The sequence below is a fragment of the Sulfophobococcus zilligii genome (assembly GCF_055398255.1).
Window position 1 is genome coordinate 761,944 of the sequence record NZ_AP042406.1, and the last position, 23,641, is coordinate 785,584.

Below are 23,641 nucleotides of genomic sequence, written 5' to 3' on the forward strand. Positions count from 1 at the left end.
CTTGTGGTATTGTATAAAGTGTGGAAAACCAACACCCAAAGAAAAATTAATCCGGGGTTACTGCCCAGACTGCTTTGTTAAATACAATGATGTATTCAAAAAGCCACTAGAAGTCAAAGTAACAATCTGCCCCATATGTAATTCATGGCAGTATAGAGGAGAGTGGAGTCCACCTCTCTCAATACCCGAGATAATAGAATACATCCTGGTACACGAAGCAAGTAAGAGTTTAATTGAAGGAGCAGAATTAAAATCACTATACCTAGACGACTGGAGCCAGTTAGACCCCTCAATAGTGAATGTTAGAGCTGTACTAGAAGTCAGCGTAGATGGTAAATCAGTAAGTATAACAAGAGAATTCACAGCTAAAATAACATATCATAAATGCCCTCGCTGTCTAGCACGCTCGATCGGTAAATACAGCCACTTAGTACAAATAAGATTTACTAGTCGAGATTTCACTCGTGAACTAGTTAGAGATGTTGTAAAAACAGCTACATCGGGAATAAACCCTGATTTAATTATCAATATCAACGAACTACCCGAGGGAGTAGATATAGAACTAGATAATCCTACAATTGCAAGGAGAATTATAGAGGTATTAACTAGAAAATACTCGGCTAGAATAACCAGCTCATTCAAGCCAACTAGATACGATTCATCTAGTGGTAAATGGCTTGGAGTAGTAACATACGTCGCAAGAATACCAGTTTTCAAAGAAGAAGACATTGTATTATACAAGGGTAAACTCGGAGTAGTAAAACTAGTTGATAAAAACAAATTGCTAATTATGAATTTAGAAACCAATACACTCGAAGAAGTAGATTTAGGATTATACTGGAAAAACCAGTTGAAACACCCCACGAGAATAGAGAAGGAAGAATACATTGTTAGAGAAGTAGTAGATAACAAAATACTCGTAGAAAACCCCTCTACAGGAGAAAAAAGAGTATTAAAACCAAGTCGTTTAACCAATAATCTTAAACCCGGAGATAGAATTATATTAATTAGGGCAGACGATATAGAATCATTTGTACCCATAGAAAAGGGTGGTTGATTGGGCAAGAAAAAAGAACCAGTAGAAGAAAAACCAGTTGATATTCCACTACCAAACCTAGATGAAGCAACAATAATTTGCGGTGTATTAAAACACCTTGGTGGAGACTTCGTCCTTGTAAAATGTCTTGATGGATATGATAGAAAAGCTAGAATACCGGGTAAAATCAGAAAGAAAGTATGGATAATGGAGGGAGATATTGTACTCGTTGGTTTATGGAGTCCTGGATCAGACAAGGGAGACATCATACACAAATATAGTAGGAGTGAAATCGAGAAGCTAGTAGAGCGTGGCGTAGTACCCAAGGAATTCATAGATGCCATTAGTGGAGCAGTATGAAGATAGATGAAATAGACCGCCTCCTCAAAGAAGCAACAAAACCCTGGGAAGAGAGAGTAAAAGACAAGGATTTATTTGAAGTAGTTGATGAAGTTTTTGATACATCTACAGTAATGACTATTATTGAGCTCTATAGGCGCGGAGTACTCAGAAAAATAAGTGGAGTTATAAGCTCTGGTAAAGAAGCAAAAGTATACCTGGGATATGATAAAACCGGTAAACCCCTCGCAGTTAAAATCTACCTGACTAGCACGGCAGAGTTTAAAAAAGGAATCTACAAGTATATAATGGGCGATCCTAGATTCGAAGGGTTAAAACCCAAAGATACCCGCTCACTTATTTTTGCATGGACTAGAAAGGAGTTTAGTAATTTAAGTAAGATGTATGAAGCTGGTGTTAAAGTACCGAGACCAATAGCCTACCTCAACAATGTCTTAGTAATGGAGTTTCTCGGAGAGGATCGAATGAGATATCCACTACTAATAGAGGCGTATAAGGAACTAACAGAAGAAGAATTAAACACTATTTACAAACTAGTAGTAGAGGAACTAGAAAAAATAGTGTGTAAAGCTAGACTAGTTCATGGAGACCTATCAGAATACAACATCATGGTTAAACCAGAACCACTAGATATAGCAATAATAGATGTGAGTCAAGCAGTAGATATAAACCATCCAAATACATACGACTTTCTCAAGAGAGATGTTGAAAACATAATTAGGTTTTTTAAGAAAGAAGCAAAAATAGAGACTGACAACACTGAAGAATTACTGGGGAAGATAATACCATGTCTGGAGAAGAGAAAGCAAAGTTTATAATGGGCGTGACGAGACTATACGAGAAACTACCACTAGATAGAATAGGAGTACTACTTGGAGAAAACGGTAGAGTAAAAAAGGAAATCGAAGAGAAAACACGAACAATTATAACAGTAGATTCAAATACTGGTTCAGTCATAATAGAGCCAGCTTCACCAAATACAACAGCACTAGATTTAATGCGAGCCCAAAACATTGTTAGAGCCATCGGGTATGGTTTCAGCCCCGAGAGAGCGTTTAGACTACTAGAAGAAGACCAGATTCTAGAAGTAGTAGATGTTAGACAATACGTTGGAGACAAACCAAACCATATTAAGAGAGTACTAGGTCGTGTTATAGGTGAAGAAGGAAAAGCACGTAGAACACTAGAAGAACTAACTGGAACCTATATATCAGTATACGACCACTACGTAGCTATAATAGGAGACTATGAAACAGCTAATATCGCAAAGAAAGCAATAGAAATGCTCATAGAGGGAAGAATGCACTCAACAGTATATAAATACATAGATAGAGAAATGTTTAATATTAGAAGACGTAGAATGACTGAATTATGGAGAAGAGAAGAAAAACTTTAATCAACTTACATCTAGCCTCCAGTCTACTCTGAATACCCAACGACTCCCTCGTTGGGAATTCCCTCGCCTAGAATTCCTACTCGAAACTAGTTAATTCGCAGGTATTTACTAGTACTCGACTACTACAAAACAAACGAGTTATTCAACGAGTTAAGGTATATAAGTTCTACTGGAAAAATAGAGTTAAAATAGGGGTGGGCTGAAAAGTTTTTGGGGTTGTATGGGGTTTTGTTGTTGTCGGTGAAGTTGTGTGGTATTGGAGACTGTGGGGTGATGGGAGCAGTGCTCCAAGCCCCGCGGGGATAAACGTAGATGGGAGCCCCGTGCCGTTGGGCTCGACAGCCACCCATGAACCCACAGAGATAACTAAAGCCTTGTGGGCGAGGCGGAAGTCCCTAGAGGGTTTCCTCTAGGGACAAACGGTTCCATGAGCCAGAAGAAGAAGGAGGAAAAGAAAGAAGAAAAGAAGAAGTAGTCTTATAGAGAGTTTACTCGTTACTAGTTCTCTGATTAAACTTTTTTAGTTTCTTCAATTCTTTTTAAAGAATCAGCAATCAATTACCGCCTAGTATGAAAAGACTTTTTCAAATTCTTCTTTGACTCTAGGTATAAATTAATGTTAAACAATATAGTTTATTAGACCCGATGACGAGAGAACCCGGGTAAGTACCCCCTGATAGATGCTGAAAAGGCCCGCATAGACGAGGGTTAATTTGTTTTCAAGAATATCTCTACTTCCCAATGATTGAAATAGTGCTTTGATTTCAAGGAGTAGTTTTCAGTAGTGAAAAACAATTTGTTTCTTTGGCTTTACTCTAGAACACGGTGTACCATTAATACTTCTACTTGGCTTACACGGGGTATTTGGCTTATTAGTTCTTCTAGAGGCTCTGTTCCTCCCTCGCTTTCTTCGGGCATTGTTATTATTAATCTCAATGCTTTTAATCCAAATGCTATTGGTTCTTCATCCCATGCTTTAACACTATATCCCTCTGGTAGTCTCTCTTCTATTTCCTTGACTAGGTTTTCAAGGTTTACATCTATGTCTTCTGGAAATACTCTCATTATAACTGCTACTTTAGCCATACAACCACCTCACGGACCTCTAAAACCACAATTGGGGCATTCATACTCGACTGCTAGTTGACGACATCTCTTACATCTCCTAATAACTGCTTTTCCACAATTGGGGCAGACGAATTCGACGCCGTGTTCTCCTGGTGTAAATGGCTTTCTACAACTTGTGCATATAACCATCGTTGCTGTTTCGTGTAGTTTAATTTCCTCTCTCAGTACATAGTTACTCAAAGCACACACCCTGTGTAAATACCTAGTGTGTTAATTCATAACTTAAAAACCTTATAAATTATTTATAGGTGTTTACATTGAAGCAGGTAATAGTTGTTAGAACAGATTTAAATATGAGTAAGGGGAAACTAGCAGTACAAGTAGCACACGCCGCTGTATCAGCAGCTCTCGAAGCACAAAAACACGCTTCTGAATGGTTTCAAGAATGGTTGAGTAGTGGCCAAAAGAAGATCGTATTAAAGGTTTCTAGTGAGAGAGAACTACTTGAAATATATGAGAAAGCAAGGTATTCAGGCCTCCCCACTGCATTAATAGCCGATGCTGGTTTAACTGAGCTACCACCAGGTACAGTAACAGCTATTGGCATAGGCCCCGCTCCAGACGAGAAAATAGATAAAATAACCGGGCATTTGAAAACACTATAGTGGATTGTAAATGCTGGTCTATCCACACCCCCTCGATTATGCAACTGGAATTAAATACAGTGTAGTAGACAAGTCGCTTGGAGTAGAATACACTGTTTCACCAGAGTCATTTATAGTCGAGGAAATAGTTGATTTTGAAAAAACAGGATTTAACAATGAGAAGGGAGAATACGCTGTACTCCGTGTTTTAAAAGTAAATACTGAGACGTTTAAAGCACTGGAATTGGTTTCGAGTAAACTAGGTATACCAGTGGGAAACATAATATTCTTTGGTATTAAAGACAAAAATGCAACTACTAAATCATATTTCTTTATAAAATCTCAGCTACTGGATCCATCATTACTACCCATTGAAACTAGAGGTGTTAAAATAGAACTAGTTGGATTTACAAAGAAAAAGCCTTCTAGGAGCATATTTCAAGGAAACAAATTCACTGTGATAATAGAGACTGGAAGGGTAGAAGTAGTTAAAACACTGAGAGAAATAGTAGATATTATTTCAACTACTGGTATACCATCGTATTATGGATATCAAAGATTCGGTGTTAAAAGATGCAACTCTCACTTACTGGGAAAACTATTATTGTTGAAACGAGAAGACTTGTTTGCAGATGTACTACTTAGAACAATACATCTCCTTGAAGACCCAGATGTATCTCTCCGCAGATTACTTGGAGTATACAGGGGGCTTATCTACGAAGAACACTATATTTCTTCAAAGCTAGGTATGGGAATGACTAGTCTAGCAAAGAAAACCCACAATATACTGGTAGATGCATATGCAAGCTATCTATTCAACCTATTACTAAATAAAATCATAGAGATTAGTAGTCTAAATGGACTAGCTACTAGTCTCCCAATGCCTGGATGCTTGAATGCAACAGACTACTATAGTGATATATTCTACCTTGAATCCCTAAAACCCAGCGTCATTAAACTCCTTCCATGTTTTCATAGACCTGGATTGTTTAAACCAAGAAACAACGTAGTTTACACGCGTGGAGACTCTGTTATCTATGAATTCGAACTAGAACCGGGAATGTATGCTTCAATTGTTTTACGAGAGTTATTTAAGGACAAACTTTATTTTGAGGGAAAATAATCTAAGGATTTATTCAAAAACAATTCTTGCTTTTACACCAGTTACTTTTTCAATTGTTGCCTCGTACTGTTCTTTATTTCTCGCTAGAAACCTTCTATCTCTCTTTGAAACTCTTATTGTTACTAGTTCTTCGCCTGTTGGCAACCATATCTTGTTTACTCCTAGTAGTGATGCTGGTGCTATAATCTGCTCTATTAGTTTTTTAGTGTCATTTACATATTCTATTACTTTTACTCTTCTACCCAGTGTACTTGATAGTTCTTTTTCTAACTGGGCCAGTTCCGATTGATCAAATCCGTTTTTAATCAATACTAGTATTTCACTACCAGTATCTACTGATTTAACATACTCGCCTTTTTTCAATTGCTTCAACTTGTCTTCGAGATTAACGAGTTCTCTGAGTACTTGCAAGTCTACTTCTGAAACCACTCCTGTTTCTATTTTCCTCTGGCATGAAGGGCAGTAAACACCGCTCTTTATACATATCCTGTCAAGCGGGTACTTCAATGCTCTATGCACCGCTATTACTCTACTTTCCATAACTACTATGTTAAAAGGTTTTTAATACCTTGTTAACAACCTATACATATTGGATGAGAGGCAGTGGGCCCGTAGCTCAGCCAGGCAGAGCGGCGGGCTCCAGACTACGTCTACGGGTCACTCGACCATTAAGGGATGAGATGAGTCTGGAGGGGCGACCCGTAGGTCGGGGGTTCAAATCCCCCCGGGCCCACTGCGATTTCTCCAATACTTTTATTTTTAAACCCTGTATACAATGTTCTATGTTAGAAGGGCCCGTCGTCTAGCCTGGTTAGGACGCCGCCCTGACACGGCGGAGGTCCGGGGTTCAAATCCCCGCGGGCCCACTAAGCCTTCTATTACTAGGCTTTCAATGGTGTATAATGAAATGTTGAAACAAGTAAGACTAGTGCTTAGAGTTGAAGAATTAGAAGATAGTTCGTCGATTGGAGTGGCGGAAGTAGACCCTGAAATAATGGAGAAATTTGGTATTAATAGCGGAGACCTACTGCTAGTTGAGGGTGAGCAGGAAACAGCGGTTATTGTACGTAGCGGGCGCGAAGAAGATAGAGGTAGAGAGGTTATAAGGTTAAACAAGCTCTCTATGAAAAACGCTAGAGTCGAAGTAGGAGACTTGGTCTACGTCGAGAAAGTAGAGCGTAGATATGCAAAAATAGTTAAACTAGCACCAGTAAACTTCCACGCGCCAATAGACTCATCTGTCCTCACGAGAATTAAACATGGACTCCTCTCACTACCCGTACACGAAGGAGATGAAGTAGCAGTTGTTATTGAAGGAGTAAAAATACCGTTTAAAGTAGTAACAGTGAAACCAAGAGGACCTGTAATAGTTGCAGAAGACACAGAGGTAATAGTATTTGATGAACCAGTAGGAGAAGTACCACGAGTAACCTTTGAAGACATTGGCGGACTAGGGCCCGTTATCCAGAAACTACGCGACATAATAGAACTACCATTTAAATACCGTAAAGTATTTGCTAAACTCGCTATTGAACCACCCAAGGGAGTGCTACTCTACGGCCCACCAGGATGCGGTAAAACACTACTAGCAAAAGCACTTGCAAACGAGTTAAACGCATATTTCATTGTAATAAACGGACCTGAAATAATGAGTAAATTCTATGGTGAGTCAGAGCAGAGATTGAGAGAAATATTTAAAATCGCCAAGAAAAAAGCGAGGAAGTATCCAGCTATAATATTCATTGATGAAATAGATGCTATAGCGCCAAAAAGAGACGAGGTAACAGGTGAAGTAGAAAAACGCGTCGTTGCACAACTCCTCGCGTTAATGGATGGTCTTGAAAGTCGTGGAAACGTCATAGTAATAGCTGCTACTAATAGACCAAACGCCATAGACCCAGCACTTAGAAGACCGGGTAGATTCGATGTTGAAATAGAAATACCAATACCAGACAAGAAGGGAAGGTTTGAAATACTAATGGTTCACACTCGTAGACTACAAGAACTTGGATTACTAGCACCAGATGTAGACCTTGAAAAACTAGCTGATATGACTCATGGATATACTGGTGCAGACCTTTCAATACTAGTTAAAGAAGCAGTTATGAGGGCTATTAAGAGAGCGATTGAATCGTGTCCAACATGTAGCCAGGAAGAAATACTCAGTAAACTACAAGTTACAAACGAAGACTTCCTCGTAGCATTTAGAAACATTGTACCAAGCGGGCTAAGAGAAATATTTATTGAAGCACCAGAAGTCTCATGGAGCGATATAGGTGGATTGAGAGAAGTAAAACAAGTACTCAGAGAAAGCATTGAACTACCATTGAAAAACCCAGAGCTATATAGAAGATACGGCATTAAACCACCCAAGGGAGTACTACTCTACGGCCCACCAGGATGCGGTAAAACACTACTAGCAAAAGCAGTAGCCAAAGAAAGCAGAGTAAACTTTATTGCTGTAAGAGGCCCCGAAGTACTCAGTAAATGGGTTGGCGAGTCAGAAAAAGCAATACGAGAGATCTTCAAGAAAGCCAGAATGCACGCACCCACAGTTATATTCTTTGATGAAATAGACTCTCTCGCCCCAATAAGAGGAGTAGCAAGTGATTCCGGTGTAACAGAGCGCATAGTAACACAGTTAATTACAGAACTAGATGGAATCAAAGAATTAAACAATGTAGTAGTAATAGCTGCAACTAATAGACCAGACTTAATAGACCCTGCACTACTGAGACCGGGTAGATTTGATAAACTAGTTTATGTTCCACCACCAGACTTCGAGGCCAGACTAGAAATACTTAAAATCCACACGAAATACCTACCTCTAGCACCAGACGTCGACTTATACGAGCTGGCTAAAGCCACCGAGAACTATAGCGGTGCAGACCTAGAAGCACTTGTTAGAGAAGCATTTCTACTTGCACTGCGCGAAGACCCCACTATTAAGAGAGTTGAGAGAAGACACTTTATAAGAGCTCTAGAAATAATTAAACCAAGCTTGAGTGAAGACCTCATTAGATTCTACAATGAATGGAACGAGAAGATTAGGCGCAGTATACCCAAGTATACAAAACCATCTGTATATGGATGAAGAGGGTGGTTGTATTGATGAAAAACCATGAAGTATGGAGGAGAATGCCTCTACATAGAGCAGTATTAGAGATAATATTGTCGAGGCCGGAGGGTATAGCGGAATCCAAGCTAATTGATTTATTGAAAAAAGAGTATGGTATTGAAACAACAACACCAGAATTATACAGTGTACTCATGAAGTACGAGTTGAGTGGTATAATAACAGTTGAACATGTTGGAAAAGAATTCCTTATTAAACTAGCACCACAAGCATATACACAGTTCTCGGCGTGAGTCTAAAATAAGGAGTTTAGAGATATTCTGTTAAGGGGGCTAATTGGGCGTAGACCTTAAAGACTTGATTCCAGAAGACATTATTATTCAAATACGCGATCTCAGAGTCCTCAGGGGTAGAGTAGTAGCAATAGATGCTTATAATGCACTATACCAGTTTCTAACAGCCATAAGACAGCCGGATGGAACCCCCCTATTAGACAGCCAGGGGAGAATAACTAGTCATTTAAGCGGGCTCTTCTATAGAACAATAAACCTCGTAGAAGACGGTATTAAACCAGTATATGTATTCGACGGGAAACCCCCAGAGTTAAAAGCAAAAGAAATAGAGAGAAGACGTGTAGTTAAAGAAGAAGCAGTTAAAAAATACGAAGAAGCAGTTAGAACAGGAGATTTAGAAGCGGCAAGGAGATATGCAGCTATAGCTTCAAAACTAACTGATTCAATGGTTGAAGACTCAAAGAGACTATTGGATGCAATGGGTATTCCATGGGTACAGGCACCAGCTGAGGGCGAAGCACAAGCAGCATATATGGCTAGAATAGGCGACGCGTACGCATCTGCTTCTCAAGACTATGACAGTTTACTATTTGGTTCACCAAGACTCATTAGAAACCTTACAATTAGCGGTAAGCGAAAACTACCTAGAAAAGAAGAATACATTGAAATATTCCCTGAAATAATAGAACTCGACAAACTCCTCGTAAAACTGGGTTTAACACGTGAATCCCTAGTAGACCTGGGTATACTAATAGGAACAGACTACAATCCAGACGGGTTTGAGGGCATAGGGCCCAAAAAAGCACTACAACTAGTAAAAGCATATGGAAGCATAGAGAAAATACCTAAAGCACTATTAAAATCACCCATAGAAGTAGACGTAGTAGCAATAAAGAAGTACTTCCTAGACCCACCAGTAACGAAAAACTATAGACTAGAATGGCGTGAACCCGACGAGAAACAAGTAATAGAGTTACTAGTTAGAGAACACGACTTCAACGAAGAAAGAGTAAAAAACGCGCTTGAAAGACTAGTAAAAGCATACAGAGAAAACATAAAGGGAACACAGCAAGGATTAGCAAAGTGGTTTACTAAAAAATAAAGTTAAATCATGAACTAGTCTCAAAACCCATATACATTATAAACAGGGTAACTCCCTCATCCACTGGGACCAACTCTACACAATAGTGTATTTTAAATACAGTGTATAAATCAAGGTCTATTAGTACCCGGAGACGAGAGTATCCATATAATCAATCCTCGTGAACACCATGGATACAATAAGAGGATTGAGAAGTATACTACCGGCATAGAAAAATATAAGGCAATAATACCATTAGCTAATAATACAGTGTAAAAAGGAGTTTTAATGAAGTTCTCGAGGACAATTAGTGCATATATAGAGTTAACTCGACCAATAGGTCCTCTGCTCATAGGGCTCTCTGTCTTTATGGGCCAAGCCTAGTATTTACCTCAATATTAGCATCAATGTCAATGACTGCTTCGTCATTTGTTTTTAACGACGTTGTCGACTATGAAATCGACGTTGTAAACAGGCCCACTGCACCGCTACCTTCTAGTAGAGTTTCTAGAAGAGGTGCTATAGTGTTTGGTATTCTACTGTTTATAGTGGGCTTTGTTTTCTCACTACGAGTCAATATTCAATCTTTTATAGTGCTAAACGTAATGTATGCCTTGTCGATTATTTATAGTTTAAAGCTCAAGGCAACTGGGCTACTAGGTAATATTGTTGTTGCACTATGTGTTTCATCGTCTTTTATATATGGGTCTCTCACAGCCACGGGGTCGGTTAATCACGTGGTACTGAAAATTGCTTGGATTGCTTTCTTCGTAAACCTTGGACGCGAGGTTATTCAGAGTATTCAAGACATGGAGGGTGATAAGAGAAAGCGTGTTAGAAGTGTTGCAATAGTCTATGGTCCCAGGACTGCTGGATTGCCCGGATCGATCTTTACAATACTAGGATTGATCTTGGGCCCTCTCTTATTTCTAGACTACAAAGCAGGGTATTCTGTTTTACTCTCACAGACATTTACGTTGATCTTGATACCAGAGGCGGGCCTCATATACTCTATAATCCAGTTATTAAAACAGCCGACACCAGGTTTTACCAGGGTATTCTTGAAGAGGTACAATGTTTTTACAATAGTCATACTCTTACTACTCGCCTTTGAGATCGCGAAATCTACAATAATAGGCTAAAAATACAGTCCCCTATTTGAAAAACACTTCCATACTGATGGTCTTAGACAATGCTATAGAGAATTAAATGCAATTTATATAGAGACACATACTCTATTTTTATACCACACATACACAGTGAAAAGAGTTGAAGCGAAGTATTTAACGTGTATCTAGACTCTCCAGCCGTATTTTCCCAGTAGTGGGACGAATACGCATTCTATACCGTATTTCTTTTTGATTCCATCTCTGTGTTTTTCAATGGTTACTAGTCTCTGTATGTATGGGTCTCCTATTGGTATGACTAGTCTCCCTCCCTCTTTCAACTGTTCCAGCAGTGGTTTCGGAACGTCTGGCGCTGCTGCTGTGACTATTATTTTGTCGTATGGTGCTCTCTCGGGGTATCCTAGTGTTCCATCTCCATGTATTACTGTTACGTAGTTGCCATATCCCGCTCTTTCAAGGTTTCTCTTGGCGAATTCTACTAGTTCCCTTATTCTCTCAATAGTATAGACATGTCCTCGTCTACTGGGGTCTTGCCTGGCAACTATTTCTGCTAGTACTGCTGCTTGATAGCCTGAGCCTGTACCTACTTCTAAGACTATGTCTCCTGGTTCTGGTGCTAGTTCCTCTGTCATTATTGCAACCATGTGTATAGCGCTAATTGTCTGTCCGTGCCCAATTGGTAGTGGTGAGTCGATATATGCGTATTCTCTCATGTGTTCGGGGACGAATAACTCGCGTGGAACTGTTAGTAGTGCCTTTATAACCCGGGGGTTTTTCAAGTAGCCTAGGTATACGAGGGTCTCGACTACGCGTCTTCTTTGTTCTTCAAAATCCAAGTTTTAACCCCCACGTATTCAATTAATACATTGCATCCTAATTACCTTGATGTAAGGGTGGAGGGATTGGTTTGTAGTGAAATCGTGTTTGCACGTGGACACCCGAATATAAAGGCAACTCATAGAACAACCGTAGAGATTACAATGGAGGATTATGTAACACCTCGTGGAGACTGTATTATTGGTGTATCTGCTAATAAATCAACTAGTAGTCTCAATCCAGACTTCAAAGAGTGTTTAAAACACGAGGATTCAATATTAATAGTTGTCCTCGAAGTAGGAAATCTACGAGATTTTATTCTAGCACAGGGTTCACCACGCTTAATTCTAAGTGACCCAGGAAAGATCATTATTAGAAAAAGCGAGTATATAGAACCAGCTACTCTCGGAGTAAGAGCTAATAAAGCAGCTGGTGATTTAAAACGAGAACTTGTAGAATCCCTGAAAAACCCATCTACAACTCTAAGGGTTTATCTATACGTGTTTAGACTTGACGAGATCACATCTAAATATACCAGTTCTAGGAGCGTATTCCATGACGATTCTACACTCTAAAATCTCCCAGTTTGAAAACGCGTTTTCTAGTTCCTCTAACAACAAGTATTCATCTCTCGATAATCGATACAAGTGGAGTATTCCTCCGGGTTTCAACAACTTATTGTATACATCGGCGAATTCAGTGCTCCACATGGGTAGATCAGCTATTACTCTATCAGCCAAGCCCTCTCTGAGGATAAAGGGTAGTTCTCTAGCATCCATGTTTAATGGTATCACCGTCCCCTTCAACTTCTTCTTATTTAACTCTATGTTTTCAACGAGTAGTTTGTAGGCTACTGGGTTTGCATCATTAGCTATAACCAGGCTGGTTTTAAGACTAGCGATGTGTATGGCAAATCCACCTATACCTGTAAAAGCATCAACTACTACCTCGCCGCTTTTGGTTGCTTCTGCTAGTCTATGGTGTTCCTCGGAGAGTCTTGGATTAAAGTATACTTCTCCCAGTTTTACTTTGAATTGCAACCCGTGTTCTTTTGCAACTACTTCTCTCTTCTCCTCTCCCCATAAAAGCCTTAAAACTGGTTTTCTATACTCGTCTACTGTTAACTCCTTGATCCATATAGATTTAACTCTAGGATATACTTGTCTAATAGCATTGATTAATTCGCTTGTATCCCATAAACCCAATACGTTTTCTCTAATTATTACTACGTCTCCAATTACATCTAGTGATGGTAGTTTAACACTAGTTTTCTTTTTCTCTGGTACACTACACTCGACAGCAGTGAATATGTATTCGCCTATTCTAACCTGGCTTCCCGGGTTTTCCTTTACAGGGATTAATACACTACTATCTCTCCTCTGAACAAGGTGTAAATCATCTAGTAAACCCTGTTTACGTAGCTCTCTGAGAACTGTTTCAGCCAGCTCTCTCGAGACCTCTATACATACTGGCATTTCAACACGCCTATTCAGACACTACTCTACATTAATTAATAAAGTTGAATAGGGTGATAATAGATAAATCAACGCGTGGAGAAAGGGGGAATAACACTGTTTACAAATGCTCTCTTAGTGTATAAACCAGTAGAGAAGTGTCTTGAAATTGCTAATCGTATAACATCGTCTCTGAGAATACATGGTATACCTGTTCACGCAATATCAGTTGACGACTTGTTTACAAAAAGAGAAAACGAAGAAGCACTAGACTTCGATCTCATAGTCTCTATTGGTGGAGACGGGACATTTATGAAGTCTGCTAAGTACTCTACATTCTACTCGCTTATACTACCATATCCTTGTGGAAAGAGAAATGCATATTATGAACAGGGCCTCCCAGACCCTGCTAAAATAGTAGAACGTGTTTTAAAGGGAGATTTCTACCTTGAAAACATACCATTATATCAATTATGCACTGGAGAAACATGTAAATACTTTGTAAATGACGCTGTATTTGTTAGTAGTGATCTGGGTAAAGTCACCAAGTTCAAAGTAACTATTACTTCCCACACTGCAGAAACATCCATGCTATTCGAGGGAGACGGCATCATTACAGCGTCTTCTCATGGATCAAGCGGACATAATCTATCCGCGAGAGGCCCACTAGTAATGCCAGACCATGAATCGCTAATAATAACATCTCTAAACCCACTACAACTCGGACTACCCAGTATAGTAGCTCCACCATACAGTACTGTAAGAATATGGGTGAAAAACCCAACACTACTATATGCTGATGGCGAGCAACTCACACTGTTAAAAGACAATAGTGTTGTTGAAGTAAAACACGGATTTAGATATGTAAGAGTTGTTAGATTTAGAGAGAAGAGAAACATTTGGAGATCCATTATTGAACCAAGACAATGCGTGTTCTAAATTGAAGAAAGCCATAATATTAGATACTAGTGCATTAATCGCCAAGTACTATAGACTACTCCCAAGAAACATCTTTGAAGTATATACAACGGAAAATGCTGTTAGAGAAGTAATTGACCGTGAAAACCGGGAAGCACTATTTGAAGCCATAGACCTTGGATTAATTACTGTTTCAAACCCTGGTCTTCAATACGTGGAAGAAGCGAGAAAAAAGGCCATAGAGGTTGGATCAATACATAAACTCTCAAAAACAGATATTGAAGTAGCCGCTCTAGCAATACAATTAAACAACATGGGCTATACAACCATAGTTATTACAGACGACTACGAACTCCAAAACCTCCTACTGTATATTGGAATAGGCTTTAAACCACTGAGAACTCGTGGAGTAAACACACTACGTGTTTATAGAGCATACTGTCCCGTTTGCGGCTACACACCGGCATCGCCGGGAGTAGAGACGTGTCCACTTTGTGGAGCTAAAATAACGCGTAGACAGTTCTAAACTACTTTGTTAATACAGCTATAAAGTAGCCTGGCATGTCGTGTGAGAGAGGGCTGTATCTGTATCCAACAATACCCTTGTATTTAACTACTTCACTGTATGGTAGTGGTTTTTCTAGTTCTACACTAGTAAATCCTAGTTCTTCAACAGCATATCTAATGTTTTCTTCGTTTTCACGTAGTGTGAGAGTACATGTTGAATATACTACTATACCATTCTTTTTCACAACGTGGTATGCGGCTTTTAGAAACTGCTTCTGGTATTCAACTAGGTTTTCCACATCTCTAATGGTTTTATCTTGTTTTAATACTGGCCTCACACCGAGATTGCTGCAGGGTGGGTCTATCAGAATTCTATCTGCTCTATTCTCTAGGTTTAAATCAATGTGTATATAGCGGGAGTCGCCGGGGATTGCAACGTTGTTTAAATCGAGTCCTAGTTTTATGAGTGTTTCTTTCAACAAAGCGACCTTCTTCTCGTTTCTATCAATAGATACCAGTCTAGACTTGCCTCTAGTATACTGTATTATATGGCTTGATTTACCCCCGGGTGAGGCATTCATATCTACTATTAACTCTCCTGGTTTTGGAGACAATGCGTGTATAGTAGCCATGCTTGGAAGACTCTGTGGATAAATTAACCCCGCTGTGTAAGCCCTGGTTTCTGTTATTCTTGGAGCTCTATAGGGGGAAGATATATTTTTAGCTACTAGTCCACGTTTCATTCTATAGAGTTCTCTACTTGAAACAATTGTTTCAACACACGCTACTGGAATACCAGTACGTGTAACAACTAGTAGCTTCTCGCCCGGGTTAAATACCGGCGTTTTAACCACGCCTGGTCTATATAGGTTTGCACCTAGGAGGAGAGAAGATGCTGTTTTATCGTCAACTATGATTTCTTTATCGCTCTCACACTGGATTTCAAAAGGCCCCTCTACTTCTACGTATATTGCCTCTGGTGTATAGGGGTCTGGATAAGCAAGTACATTGTCACTACGTAGTAGTCTTAATACTTCTTCTCTCTCAGCTCTAGTAGTAACAACACGCATGTAGAGTCTGCGTGGCGGGTTTTTCAATTTGTTAATTAATACCTCTGTTAAACTCCCATATACTCTCCGTAGTTCTCTCACTAGAGACTCTTCCATTCTACCATCCACTGTATACTAAGTGAATAATTATATTAGGATGATAAGTAATTATCTTAGGCATAGGGAATTCACTTGACGAGGTGATGTATATTGTCATCATCAACGAGAATTTCTGAAAAAGACCTTGATGAAGCCCTCATGGAGAGACAAGACAAAAAAGTCGATGAGAAACAGAAATGGGTAAATAGAATTCTCAAGAGTGCAAAACAATACCATAAAATGTGTCCATACTTCGATAAGAGGACAAAAATGTGCTTTTTAACAATGGGCACTAAGTGTGATAGAGAAGGAAAATTCGAGACATGCCCGGTCTTCAGGAGCTTCCTCGAGAAGAAATACGATGAATACAAATCCAAAAACAAGCCGCTACCACTAGACTTTACAGACGTTGTACTATCACCACTATAGAGGGAACACTATTGGAGGCAGAAAAACAATACACGGTTAAAATACCGGCAAACATAGAAGTAGAATACGATAAACAAAACGACATACTATACATACACTTCGACCCGGAAGAAACACCCGAAGAAGAATGGCTAAGCGAGGAGGGAGACGTAATCCTCGGATTTAAAGACAATAAACTCATAGTTATACAAATACTAAAATTCAGCGAGAAAATAGGTGGATACATACTCTAGTGTTGTAGTTTCTTTTTGTTGTTACTGGTCATTGTTTTCTCGTGGTGGTTTAAAAACTTTACCAATTGAAAAAATCCCACCAAAACCCCTACTAGAAACCAGGGAAACATAGAATAACTAGTGGTAATTTGAATGGTTTTTAATTATGATGAATTGTTTCTAGTAATATGAAAACTTATAGTAGTGTCTTGGAAACAGTGTTGGAATAGAACTCCTAATACATTGTGAAACTATATGCCAAGTAGTTGAAGGAGTTTGTATGTTTAATGTGTTTACTCTTTTTGGTGTTTTAGCTTTTTACCTTTCTCTGAAATCTAGTTTTCACTAGGGTGTTTGATTTGAATACTCTATACCCTATTAAAATTAGAGCTGTATGGTTTGACAAAGAGAGAAAAGAAGTTTGTTGGATTAATACATTGAAGCTTCCTTTTGTAGAAGAAGTGGTTTGTTCTAGTGACCCGGATAGAATTGCAAAAGCAATAGTAGACATGGAAATTCGTGGTGCACCAGCTATTGGAGTAGCGGCCGCACTAGCTGTTGCCGCATATGCACATAAAGTATCTACACTATCAATTGATTCATATGAATTCGAAATACGAAAAGCTATTGAGAAATTATGGAAGACTAGGCCTACAGCCTACAATTTATTCTATGCATTGAAGAGAATAGAGAGTGCATTAAACGAGTCGTTGAAGAAGACGAGTGATACATTTAAAATAACAGAGGCTTTGACAAGAGAGGCTGTAGACATCTACTGGGAGGATGTACAAGCAAATATAAGAATTGGAGAGTATGGAGCAGAACTCGTACCAGACAATGCTACTATTTTAACACACTGTAATGCTGGTGCACTAGCTACATCAGCATATGGTACAGCCCTCGCAGTAATTAGAATAGCATGGTATAAAGGGAAGAAGATAAGAGTAATAGCCACTGAGACAAGGCCAATGCTTCAAGGTGCACGAATAACAGTTTATGAATTAGTCAAAGAAGGCATACCAGTAACACTTATAACAGACAACACTGTAGGCATGGTTATGCGTAAGGGACTCGTAGACCTAGTCGTAGTAGGTGCTGATAGAGTTACTCGTGATGGATACGTTGTAAACAAGATTGGAACATATATGATCGCTCTTGCCGCAAAGAGAAACAATATCCCATTCTACGTTGCAGCACCGACAAGTACTATAGACATGTCGAGAACAATAGACCAGGTAGTTATAGAAGAGAGAAGTCCAAACGAGGTAAAATACATATATGGACACCCAATAACACTCCAAGAAGTAAACGCGTTGAACTACGCGTTTGACATTACTGATCCAGACTTAGTAACAGGTATTATAACAGAGCGTGGAGTAGTATATCAACCACTCAGTGAAAACCTTGCAAGAATTATGAGTAAGCAGTAAAGTATTCAAAGCCATATTATTGACTCTTGCTTCTTACTAGCAATTTCTTTGAATCTCAAAGCATTTTCCAACATTTTTACATTATTGAATAAAACAAAAGCTATGTTGTAATCCTCGGAGAGGAGTATACTTGTCAATTCTTCAAGGTCTTGATCTGTATAGTTATAGCTATAATTGACTTCACCGGGCCCTTTACCATGTAGTCTCGTATATAGAATTTGCATTGAAGACTTATAGAGAGGCCTGCCTTTGAAGACATCGATTACATGTACCACATCGTGTTTTTCAAGTATTCTAGGTAGTTCTGAATTACTGAGCAGAGGGCCCCGGACCTCCCAGCCTATTATCTCATTTTTTAAATAGCTTTTAATACTCTCAAAGAATACATCAATGTTTCTAATAGTCTCTTGATCACTGGGCATACTTGAAGGCGTTTGGAGAACAATTATTTCAGCGTTGAGAACACGTGCAACTTCAAGTGTTTTTTCAAATGCATCTATGTTTTCACGTGTTGGCTTTAAATAACCATAGTTTTCCAGGTTTCCACCTGGCTTCTTCTTCATTTTCTTCCATGTTGGAGAAGAGTGTGGATGTGTTATTACCTGCCATGCTTTAACAGTAAATTTGAATTCTCGTGGTGCTTCTTCTCTGAGATTTCTAGCCCAGTCAATACTTGGTAGTTCATAGAATGTATTTTGTAATTCAACAACACTGAATACTCTGTAATACTTGTTTCTAGCTGTGGGGAACCCGCAACATCCAGTATAAACTGTCTTCAAGAAAAGAGCCCTTTAAACGCTTTCTCTACTGCTATATTAAACTACATTAGTTTAAATACTTCGACGTTTTTAACTGGTTCTAGTCTTCTGAGATCTTCTTCAACGAGCGATGGGTCTGCATAGTTACTCCTACTAATGTCAATTATCATTTCGCATTCTCCTAGTTCTTCTCTCTTTAGTACAATGCATTTTGATGAAATTATATCGACGTTTTTAGAGGCTAGAAACTTGGTTATGTCTGCTAGAACACCCATGCGGTCTTCTACTATTAATCTTAGTTTAATTAATTGTGCTGTTATTGGTATTGGTACTAGTTTTATTTCTTTCGAGTTTTTATCGGCAATCATTAGTAAATACATGCCTTCTCTTATATCAAACAATTCTCTAATTGCTGATGGAATGGTGACACGGCCTTTTGAATCGACTTTCACTGTTTCCTCTATCGACATTCCACCACCATTGTGTTTTTAATCAATATCCCCTTTTATTCCTAGAACTGACTCCCATTATATCTCAAAGGGTACTATTGAGAGTACTTTGACATTGTATGGTTTTAAACGCTCCATCCAATTAGAGCCTAAACCCATAATTACATATACATCGACTATTTCAGCCTTGGACTTCATTAACATGTGTAATACTGCTTCAAGTGTTTTACCAGAGTATACGACATCTGATAGTACGAGAACACTGTCTTTTCTCGTTACGAGATCTCTGTCTAAGTATAGTGTTTCAACGTCGCGTGGCCCCCTCATAACGCTTATACTGTAGTATTGAATGCCCGGGTAGCTCTTATTCCTCTTTACTAGTACAATGGGTGCACTAAACTCTATTGACAGCATTGTAGCTATTGGGAGTACTGCTTCAGCTGTTGCAATTATCTTAGTTATCTTCCTGTCTGCTAGGTCTAGATATATCATTATTGAGAGAAGTCTCGCTACATACGGGTCTTTTAAAACCCGTAACAAGTCTATAATTGGGCTTTTTTCGTGTTCAACAAGGTCTCTCAATAAGTGTCCAAGGTCTACTGAGAGGCTAATACGTGCAAGTATCCTGGTTGCATGTTCGAAACTGGGTATTACAGAGCCCCTAACATATCTACATAAAACAGACTCGGGGAGGCCTGTTAACTCGTATAGATCTCTATATGAAAGAGAGGGTTTAATCAACCTCAAAACCTCGGATGCAAGTAGTCTCAACTTCATTTTATCTGCCTTGCTTTTACCGTGAACCCTCACTAGCTTCTCTACAAACTCTTCAACCTCTCTCTCTAATGGTTTTCTTATAACTAGTACTCTCTTACTCCAACTACTCAATTAAATCAGCCCTCAATTACACTATTAGCATTGAGTTAATTAAGGTATTTAAAGATTTAAATAAATCGGCGATGAGCGGGGTTTTAAGTACCGATTGATGATGATAAACCCACGCGGCGAGCAATTTGGTAAAATACATATTTGACGAAACCCTAGTAAAAATGGGCATTGTCAACCAAGAGGTTTTAGATGAAGCTATTGGACTAGGTGTAGATCACTTAAAAATATGTGGAGAATGTAGTGAATGGAAGCTATGCGTGTATATATCACTAGTAAACCTAGTCGGAGAATACAGGGTTTTACTACGGGGACTACTAGTTCAAATACCAGCTTCAAAGGAACTCGACGAGAATACAAGTATTTTACTAAAACTCTCTAATACAGTGGTTAGCGAGAAGGGTATGGTTTACTTTTATATACCAAGGAATTATAGTATTGGAGTCTACTATATTCTATGTAGTAGTGTAAAACCAGGTTGGAGTGAGTGGTCTCCAGTCGATGAAAGTGAAATCACGTATTTTCAAATTGAAGGTGTAGAAGAGTGATTGTTTTTAGAGTGAAAAAATGGCTTGAAGAAGACGAGTTTAAAGAACTAACACGTATTGCAGACTACATGGGTTTTGAAAACGGCGTTAAATCGTTTAGATTAAACCTAGACAAGGCCTTTAGAAACGGGTATACACTAGTAGACATTAAAAACCTTGTATGCGAGTATTCGATTGATTGTAGAGAAGTAGAAGTCAAGCTCGAAGAAGTGGCAAGCAACTACACTCCTGTTTTCGAGTGGATTTCTAGTAAAGGTGTTGTTAAACTAAGTATTCCCAGGTCAATATATGGTGTTGTAAAAGAAGATTTAAAGAAGTATAGTCCCAGGTTTATAGGGCTCGTAGAAGACAAAGTCGTACTAGAAATCCTTCCATACAAAGCACCAGATGTATATAAAACACTTAGAGACAAACTAGGCAACGTACTAGACCCTCAAAACCTGTTTACCGAGAAACCACTAGTGATCCAGCCAGAACTAAGAAACATAGAATTACGCCCCTATCAAAAAGAAGCGCTTGAGAAATGGATTGAAAATAATTATCGTGGAGTAATCGCCCTACCAACAGGTGCAGGTAAAAGCATTGTTGCACTTGCTGCTTTAACACGTGTTAATACTAGAACACTCATTATAGCATACACTAAAGAACAAGTACTCCAGTGGCGGGAATTCATTCTCAAATACACTACTATTCCTCCACACATGGTCGGCGTCTTCTACAGCGAGGAGAAAAAACTAGCACCAGTAACAATTACAACTTATCAAAGTGGTTTTAGAAACATTAATACTCTCTCACCGTATTTTGGAATGTTAATTGTAGACGAAGTTCACCACTTGCCAGCCGAGAAGTTCAAGTATATTGCTATGCATTCAATAGCAGTCTATAGAATGGGTTTATCTGCAACACCAACACGTGAAGACGGTAAACACGAAGAATTATTTCCGCTACTAGGTGGAATAGTATACTATAAACTACCAGGTGAACTAGTAGAACAAGGCTATCTAGCACCATACAAAGTCATAACGGTCAAAGTAAAGCTTTCAAAACAAGAGAGAGAATTATACGAGCAGTTGAGAAAGAAGTATAGAGCACTCGTTGGAGGATTAAAATTCCAAGAAGTACTAGAACTAGCACGTAGAGGGGACTCAAGGGCCGCCGAGGCCCTTAAAATACACAGCGAGGCGAGAATGCTACTTGCTAAATCAACTTCTAAAATAGATAAAGCTGTTGAAATAGCGAGAGAAGAATACGAAAAGGGGAATAAAGTAATAGTTTTCACGCAATATGTAGATCAAGCAAGAGAAATAGCTAGAAGACTAGAAGCACTACTATTAACAGGCGACACACCCGAAGAAGAGAGAAAAAGGGCCCTTCAAGAATTCAAGTATGCACAACGTGGAATACTAGTAGTTACAACAGTTGGAGATGAGGGACTAGACATACCAGACGCCAATGTTGGAATATTAGTATCTGGTACTGGTTCACGAAGACAATTCATACAGAGATTAGGAAGATTACTGAGACCAAAACCAGGTGGAAAAGAAGCAGTAATGTACGAGATAATCCTCGAGAAAACAACTGAAGAATTCCAAGCTAGAAAGAGAAAAACACTCAATCTAGATGAATACCTCGGCGAAGACCAGGAAACTAGTCTCTACTAAAACCCATTAGACCTCGTGTTTTCAAAAAATACAATTAAATCTACCCTCACTGCTAAACTCAAATAAAGAAGAATATGAAGTTTGAAGGTAATAATAGAACCACTGTACATCTAGACGCATCTTTCCTGTTTTCCGTGGAAGTCTTTTAATTAGTTGATCTAGCGGATCTAGTGGAAATAGCGTACAACACTATGTCTATTATAGACCCGTAGACAATCCACTCTAGTCCTCTACTCGGTTTACATGCATAAAGGGTTTTTGCATTGTTTTTCTCTTCTAGCCATACGAGTGGTTGTATCGTGTTCTGTTTTACACAGGCCACTACTACCACTACTCCTTTTCTCAGTAATTCTCTATACTGGTTTTCAACGAGTTCGTAATCTACTCTTATAATGTGTGGTATGTGTGGATATTTCAATATGTATTGTTGTAAAACCAGAGGGGTTGTACACTCAATACATGATTGCTCTATGTGTACTTCTAGGTTTTCAACTACTATGTCTCTTCCATCAATGAGGGGTTTCATAACACTGTGTAGTAGTTGCGGGTCTATACAGGTGTATTCAGCCCATGTATCTCTATCTACTCTTACTCCACTACTTAATTCATGTGTATTTGCCAAACTAGGTATTATCAGAGCTGGTGGGTTAACTGCGAGGGTTACTAGTTCACGGTTTAATCTTGTTTCTACTGCTACGGGTTCTAGGAGGATACATGTTTTCTCTACTTTGTTTTCAATGAGGTATTCAATTGTTTTAACTATAGTGTCTAGTTGTGAAAAGTCTACTTGTATAATAATAGAGTTTGAGGGTATGCGCGGCATGGGGTATCGACGAAAGAGAGCAATAAAGTGTTAAAAACAATGTATTTTTATTTTTGTGTTTACTCTTTGATCTTTAGTTTAATCTCGATGATGCTGACTCTTGCTTCTCTGCCTTGTGGGTTGGTTAGTGTTTGGCTACCGATTTTGATGTCTTCTACTTCTACTTTGCCTGGTAGGAATCTGTTCTTTATTATCTCTACTGCATCTACTGCTTTGCTAATTGCTCTTCCACGGGCTTTGATGTAGATTTCTTTTACGCCTTGGTGTACTAGAGTTAATACTGCTATTACATAGTTCATTACTGGTTTCTTACCAACTAATACTGTGTTTGCGCTTTGTGGTTGGGCCATATTTATCCACCTATCTCTTTTGTTTATGTATAGATTTCATAAAACTAGA

General features: G+C 38.9%; 29 protein-coding genes and 2 tRNA genes. 20 read left to right on the plus strand and 11 right to left on the minus strand.

The window, feature by feature from the left end:
- The first annotated feature begins 1 nt into the window (after nt 1).
- The 4 genes from ACZ5YP_RS04215 to ACZ5YP_RS04230 are packed head-to-tail and all read left to right on the plus strand — an operon-like array spanning nt 2 to nt 2,792.
- Nucleotides 2-1,057 (plus strand): NMD3-related protein, encoded by a 1,056-nt coding sequence (locus ACZ5YP_RS04215; RefSeq protein WP_464834534.1) that lies wholly within the window; start codon nt 2-4, stop codon nt 1,055-1,057.
- Nucleotides 1,058-1,396, plus strand: coding sequence for a translation initiation factor aIF-1A (locus ACZ5YP_RS04220; RefSeq protein WP_464834535.1), 339 nt, complete (start codon nt 1,058-1,060; stop codon nt 1,394-1,396).
- On the plus strand, nt 1,393-2,214 hold the full coding sequence (locus ACZ5YP_RS04225; RefSeq protein ID WP_464834536.1) for a serine protein kinase RIO: 822 nt from the start codon (nt 1,393-1,395) through the stop codon (nt 2,212-2,214). Before ACZ5YP_RS04220 ends, ACZ5YP_RS04225 begins: the two co-directional genes overlap by 4 nt.
- Complete coding sequence (locus ACZ5YP_RS04230) at nt 2,184-2,792, plus strand: KH domain-containing protein (protein WP_464834537.1); 609 nt, start codon at nt 2,184-2,186, stop codon at nt 2,790-2,792. Before ACZ5YP_RS04225 ends, ACZ5YP_RS04230 begins: the two co-directional genes overlap by 31 nt.
- Before the next feature lie 810 nt (nt 2,793-3,602).
- Here ACZ5YP_RS04230 and ACZ5YP_RS04235 read toward each other — a convergent pair.
- Together ACZ5YP_RS04235 and ACZ5YP_RS04240 are read right to left on the minus strand one after the other, a co-directional pair.
- Nucleotides 3,603-3,878 (minus strand): elongation factor 1-beta, encoded by a 276-nt coding sequence (locus tag ACZ5YP_RS04235; RefSeq protein ID WP_464834538.1) that lies wholly within the window; start codon nt 3,876-3,878, stop codon nt 3,603-3,605.
- A gap of 9 nt (nt 3,879-3,887) precedes the next feature.
- Nucleotides 3,888-4,100: a zinc finger domain-containing protein gene (locus ACZ5YP_RS04240; protein ID WP_464834539.1), complete on the minus strand. Its 213-nt coding sequence runs from the start codon at nt 4,098-4,100 to the stop codon at nt 3,888-3,890.
- 68 nt (nt 4,101-4,168) lie between these two features.
- Between ACZ5YP_RS04240 and pth2 the strand changes: the two genes are divergently transcribed.
- Entirely contained in the window at nt 4,169-4,525 is a 357-nt protein-coding gene (pth2, locus tag ACZ5YP_RS04245; RefSeq protein ID WP_464834540.1) for a peptidyl-tRNA hydrolase Pth2, read from the plus strand.
- A gap of 10 nt (nt 4,526-4,535) precedes the next feature.
- Nucleotides 4,536-5,627 carry a tRNA pseudouridine(13) synthase TruD gene (truD, locus tag ACZ5YP_RS04250; RefSeq protein WP_464834541.1) on the plus strand — a complete coding sequence of 364 codons (1,092 nt, stop codon included), beginning with the start codon at nt 4,536-4,538 and terminating at the stop codon, nt 5,625-5,627.
- A 9-nt stretch (nt 5,628-5,636) separates the two neighbouring features.
- Here truD and ACZ5YP_RS04255 read toward each other — a convergent pair whose 3' ends face one another.
- Nucleotides 5,637-6,134 (minus strand): transcription elongation factor, encoded by a 498-nt coding sequence (locus ACZ5YP_RS04255; RefSeq protein WP_464834542.1) that lies wholly within the window; start codon nt 6,132-6,134, stop codon nt 5,637-5,639.
- Nucleotides 6,135-6,232: 98 nt separating this feature from the next.
- Here ACZ5YP_RS04255 and ACZ5YP_RS04260 point away from each other — a divergent pair.
- From ACZ5YP_RS04260 to ACZ5YP_RS04285, 6 genes are all read left to right on the plus strand, one after another.
- Nucleotides 6,233-6,360: transfer RNA gene (locus tag ACZ5YP_RS04260), tRNA-Trp, on the plus strand.
- A 58-nt stretch (nt 6,361-6,418) separates the two neighbouring features.
- Nucleotides 6,419-6,493 (plus strand) — tRNA-Val (locus ACZ5YP_RS04265).
- 41 nt (nt 6,494-6,534) lie between these two features.
- Nucleotides 6,535-8,721: a CDC48 family AAA ATPase gene (locus ACZ5YP_RS04270; RefSeq protein WP_464834543.1), complete on the plus strand. Its 2,187-nt coding sequence runs from the start codon at nt 6,535-6,537 to the stop codon at nt 8,719-8,721.
- Nucleotides 8,722-8,738: 17 nt separating this feature from the next.
- Nucleotides 8,739-8,996, plus strand: a complete 258-nt coding sequence (locus ACZ5YP_RS04275) for an ArsR family transcriptional regulator (RefSeq protein ID WP_464835949.1) — start codon at nt 8,739-8,741, stop codon at nt 8,994-8,996.
- A gap of 43 nt (nt 8,997-9,039) precedes the next feature.
- Nucleotides 9,040-10,098 carry a flap endonuclease-1 gene (gene fen / locus ACZ5YP_RS04280; protein WP_464834544.1) on the plus strand — a complete coding sequence of 353 codons (1,059 nt, stop codon included), beginning with the start codon at nt 9,040-9,042 and terminating at the stop codon, nt 10,096-10,098.
- Between the two features lie 386 nt (nt 10,099-10,484).
- Nucleotides 10,485-11,219, plus strand: coding sequence for a UbiA family prenyltransferase (locus ACZ5YP_RS04285; protein WP_464834545.1), 735 nt, complete (start codon nt 10,485-10,487; stop codon nt 11,217-11,219).
- Between the two features lie 152 nt (nt 11,220-11,371).
- On the opposite strand, the gene ACZ5YP_RS04290 is transcribed toward ACZ5YP_RS04285, so the two are convergent.
- Complete coding sequence (locus ACZ5YP_RS04290) at nt 11,372-12,040, minus strand: protein-L-isoaspartate O-methyltransferase (RefSeq protein WP_464834546.1); 669 nt, start codon at nt 12,038-12,040, stop codon at nt 11,372-11,374.
- A 66-nt stretch (nt 12,041-12,106) separates the two neighbouring features.
- Here ACZ5YP_RS04290 and ACZ5YP_RS04295 point away from each other — a divergent pair, with 66 nt between their 5' ends.
- A complete protein-coding gene (locus ACZ5YP_RS04295) occupies nt 12,107-12,595 on the plus strand; it encodes a DUF371 domain-containing protein (protein ID WP_464834547.1) in 489 nt (162 codons plus the stop codon).
- On the opposite strand, the gene ACZ5YP_RS04300 is transcribed toward ACZ5YP_RS04295, so the two are convergent.
- Complete coding sequence (locus tag ACZ5YP_RS04300) at nt 12,515-13,495, minus strand: class I SAM-dependent methyltransferase (RefSeq protein ID WP_464834548.1); 981 nt, start codon at nt 13,493-13,495, stop codon at nt 12,515-12,517. The genes ACZ5YP_RS04295 and ACZ5YP_RS04300 overlap by 81 nt on opposite strands.
- Before the next feature lie 75 nt (nt 13,496-13,570).
- Here ACZ5YP_RS04300 and ACZ5YP_RS04305 point away from each other — a divergent pair, with 75 nt between their 5' ends.
- Nucleotides 13,571-14,413 (plus strand): NAD(+)/NADH kinase, encoded by an 843-nt coding sequence (locus ACZ5YP_RS04305; RefSeq protein ID WP_464834549.1) that lies wholly within the window; start codon nt 13,571-13,573, stop codon nt 14,411-14,413.
- A 1-nt stretch (nt 14,414) separates the two neighbouring features.
- Nucleotides 14,415-14,918 carry an NOB1 family endonuclease gene (locus tag ACZ5YP_RS04310; protein WP_464834550.1) on the plus strand — a complete coding sequence of 168 codons (504 nt, stop codon included), beginning with the start codon at nt 14,415-14,417 and terminating at the stop codon, nt 14,916-14,918.
- A gap of 1 nt (nt 14,919) precedes the next feature.
- Here ACZ5YP_RS04310 and ACZ5YP_RS04315 read toward each other — a convergent pair whose 3' ends face one another.
- Complete coding sequence (locus ACZ5YP_RS04315; RefSeq protein ID WP_464834552.1) at nt 14,920-16,065, minus strand: PUA domain-containing protein; 1,146 nt, start codon at nt 16,063-16,065, stop codon at nt 14,920-14,922.
- A 141-nt stretch (nt 16,066-16,206) separates the two neighbouring features.
- Here ACZ5YP_RS04315 and ACZ5YP_RS04320 point away from each other — a divergent pair, with 141 nt between their 5' ends.
- The 3 genes from ACZ5YP_RS04320 (at nt 16,207) to mtnA (ending at nt 18,118) form a co-directional block, all read left to right on the plus strand.
- The gene (locus tag ACZ5YP_RS04320) at nt 16,207-16,476 is read left to right on the plus strand and encodes a hypothetical protein (RefSeq protein WP_464835950.1); all 270 of its coding nucleotides are present in this window, start codon (nt 16,207-16,209) and stop codon (nt 16,474-16,476) included.
- 11 nt (nt 16,477-16,487) lie between these two features.
- Nucleotides 16,488-16,709: a DUF2283 domain-containing protein gene (locus ACZ5YP_RS04325; RefSeq protein ID WP_464834553.1), complete on the plus strand. Its 222-nt coding sequence runs from the start codon at nt 16,488-16,490 to the stop codon at nt 16,707-16,709.
- Nucleotides 16,710-17,047: 338 nt separating this feature from the next.
- Nucleotides 17,048-18,118, plus strand: coding sequence for an S-methyl-5-thioribose-1-phosphate isomerase (mtnA, locus tag ACZ5YP_RS04330; protein WP_464834554.1), 1,071 nt, complete (start codon nt 17,048-17,050; stop codon nt 18,116-18,118).
- Nucleotides 18,119-18,123: 5 nt separating this feature from the next.
- Here mtnA and ACZ5YP_RS04335 read toward each other — a convergent pair whose 3' ends face one another.
- The 3 genes from ACZ5YP_RS04335 to ACZ5YP_RS04345 are packed head-to-tail and all read right to left on the minus strand — an operon-like array spanning nt 18,124 to nt 20,213.
- A complete protein-coding gene (locus ACZ5YP_RS04335) occupies nt 18,124-18,897 on the minus strand; it encodes a DUF72 domain-containing protein (protein ID WP_464834555.1) in 774 nt (257 codons plus the stop codon).
- A 41-nt stretch (nt 18,898-18,938) separates the two neighbouring features.
- A complete protein-coding gene (locus ACZ5YP_RS04340; protein WP_464834556.1) occupies nt 18,939-19,346 on the minus strand; it encodes an AbrB/MazE/SpoVT family DNA-binding domain-containing protein in 408 nt (135 codons plus the stop codon).
- Between the two features lie 57 nt (nt 19,347-19,403).
- Nucleotides 19,404-20,213, minus strand: coding sequence for a phosphoribosyltransferase family protein (locus tag ACZ5YP_RS04345; RefSeq protein ID WP_464834557.1), 810 nt, complete (start codon nt 20,211-20,213; stop codon nt 19,404-19,406).
- Between the two features lie 125 nt (nt 20,214-20,338).
- Here ACZ5YP_RS04345 and ACZ5YP_RS04350 point away from each other — a divergent pair, with 125 nt between their 5' ends.
- Nucleotides 20,339-20,758 (plus strand): hypothetical protein, encoded by a 420-nt coding sequence (locus ACZ5YP_RS04350; RefSeq protein WP_464834558.1) that lies wholly within the window; start codon nt 20,339-20,341, stop codon nt 20,756-20,758.
- On the plus strand, nt 20,755-22,419 hold the full coding sequence (locus tag ACZ5YP_RS04355) for a DEAD/DEAH box helicase (RefSeq protein WP_464834559.1): 1,665 nt from the start codon (nt 20,755-20,757) through the stop codon (nt 22,417-22,419). The genes ACZ5YP_RS04350 and ACZ5YP_RS04355 overlap by 4 nt, the downstream gene beginning before the upstream one ends.
- A 145-nt stretch (nt 22,420-22,564) precedes the next feature.
- Here ACZ5YP_RS04355 and ACZ5YP_RS04360 read toward each other — a convergent pair whose 3' ends face one another.
- Nucleotides 22,565-23,242, minus strand: a complete 678-nt coding sequence (locus ACZ5YP_RS04360) for a hypothetical protein (RefSeq protein WP_464834560.1) — start codon at nt 23,240-23,242, stop codon at nt 22,565-22,567.
- A gap of 59 nt (nt 23,243-23,301) precedes the next feature.
- The gene (gene albA, locus ACZ5YP_RS04365; RefSeq protein WP_464834561.1) at nt 23,302-23,592 is read right to left on the minus strand and encodes a DNA-binding protein Alba; all 291 of its coding nucleotides are present in this window, start codon (nt 23,590-23,592) and stop codon (nt 23,302-23,304) included.
- Nucleotides 23,593-23,641 lie beyond the last annotated feature (49 nt).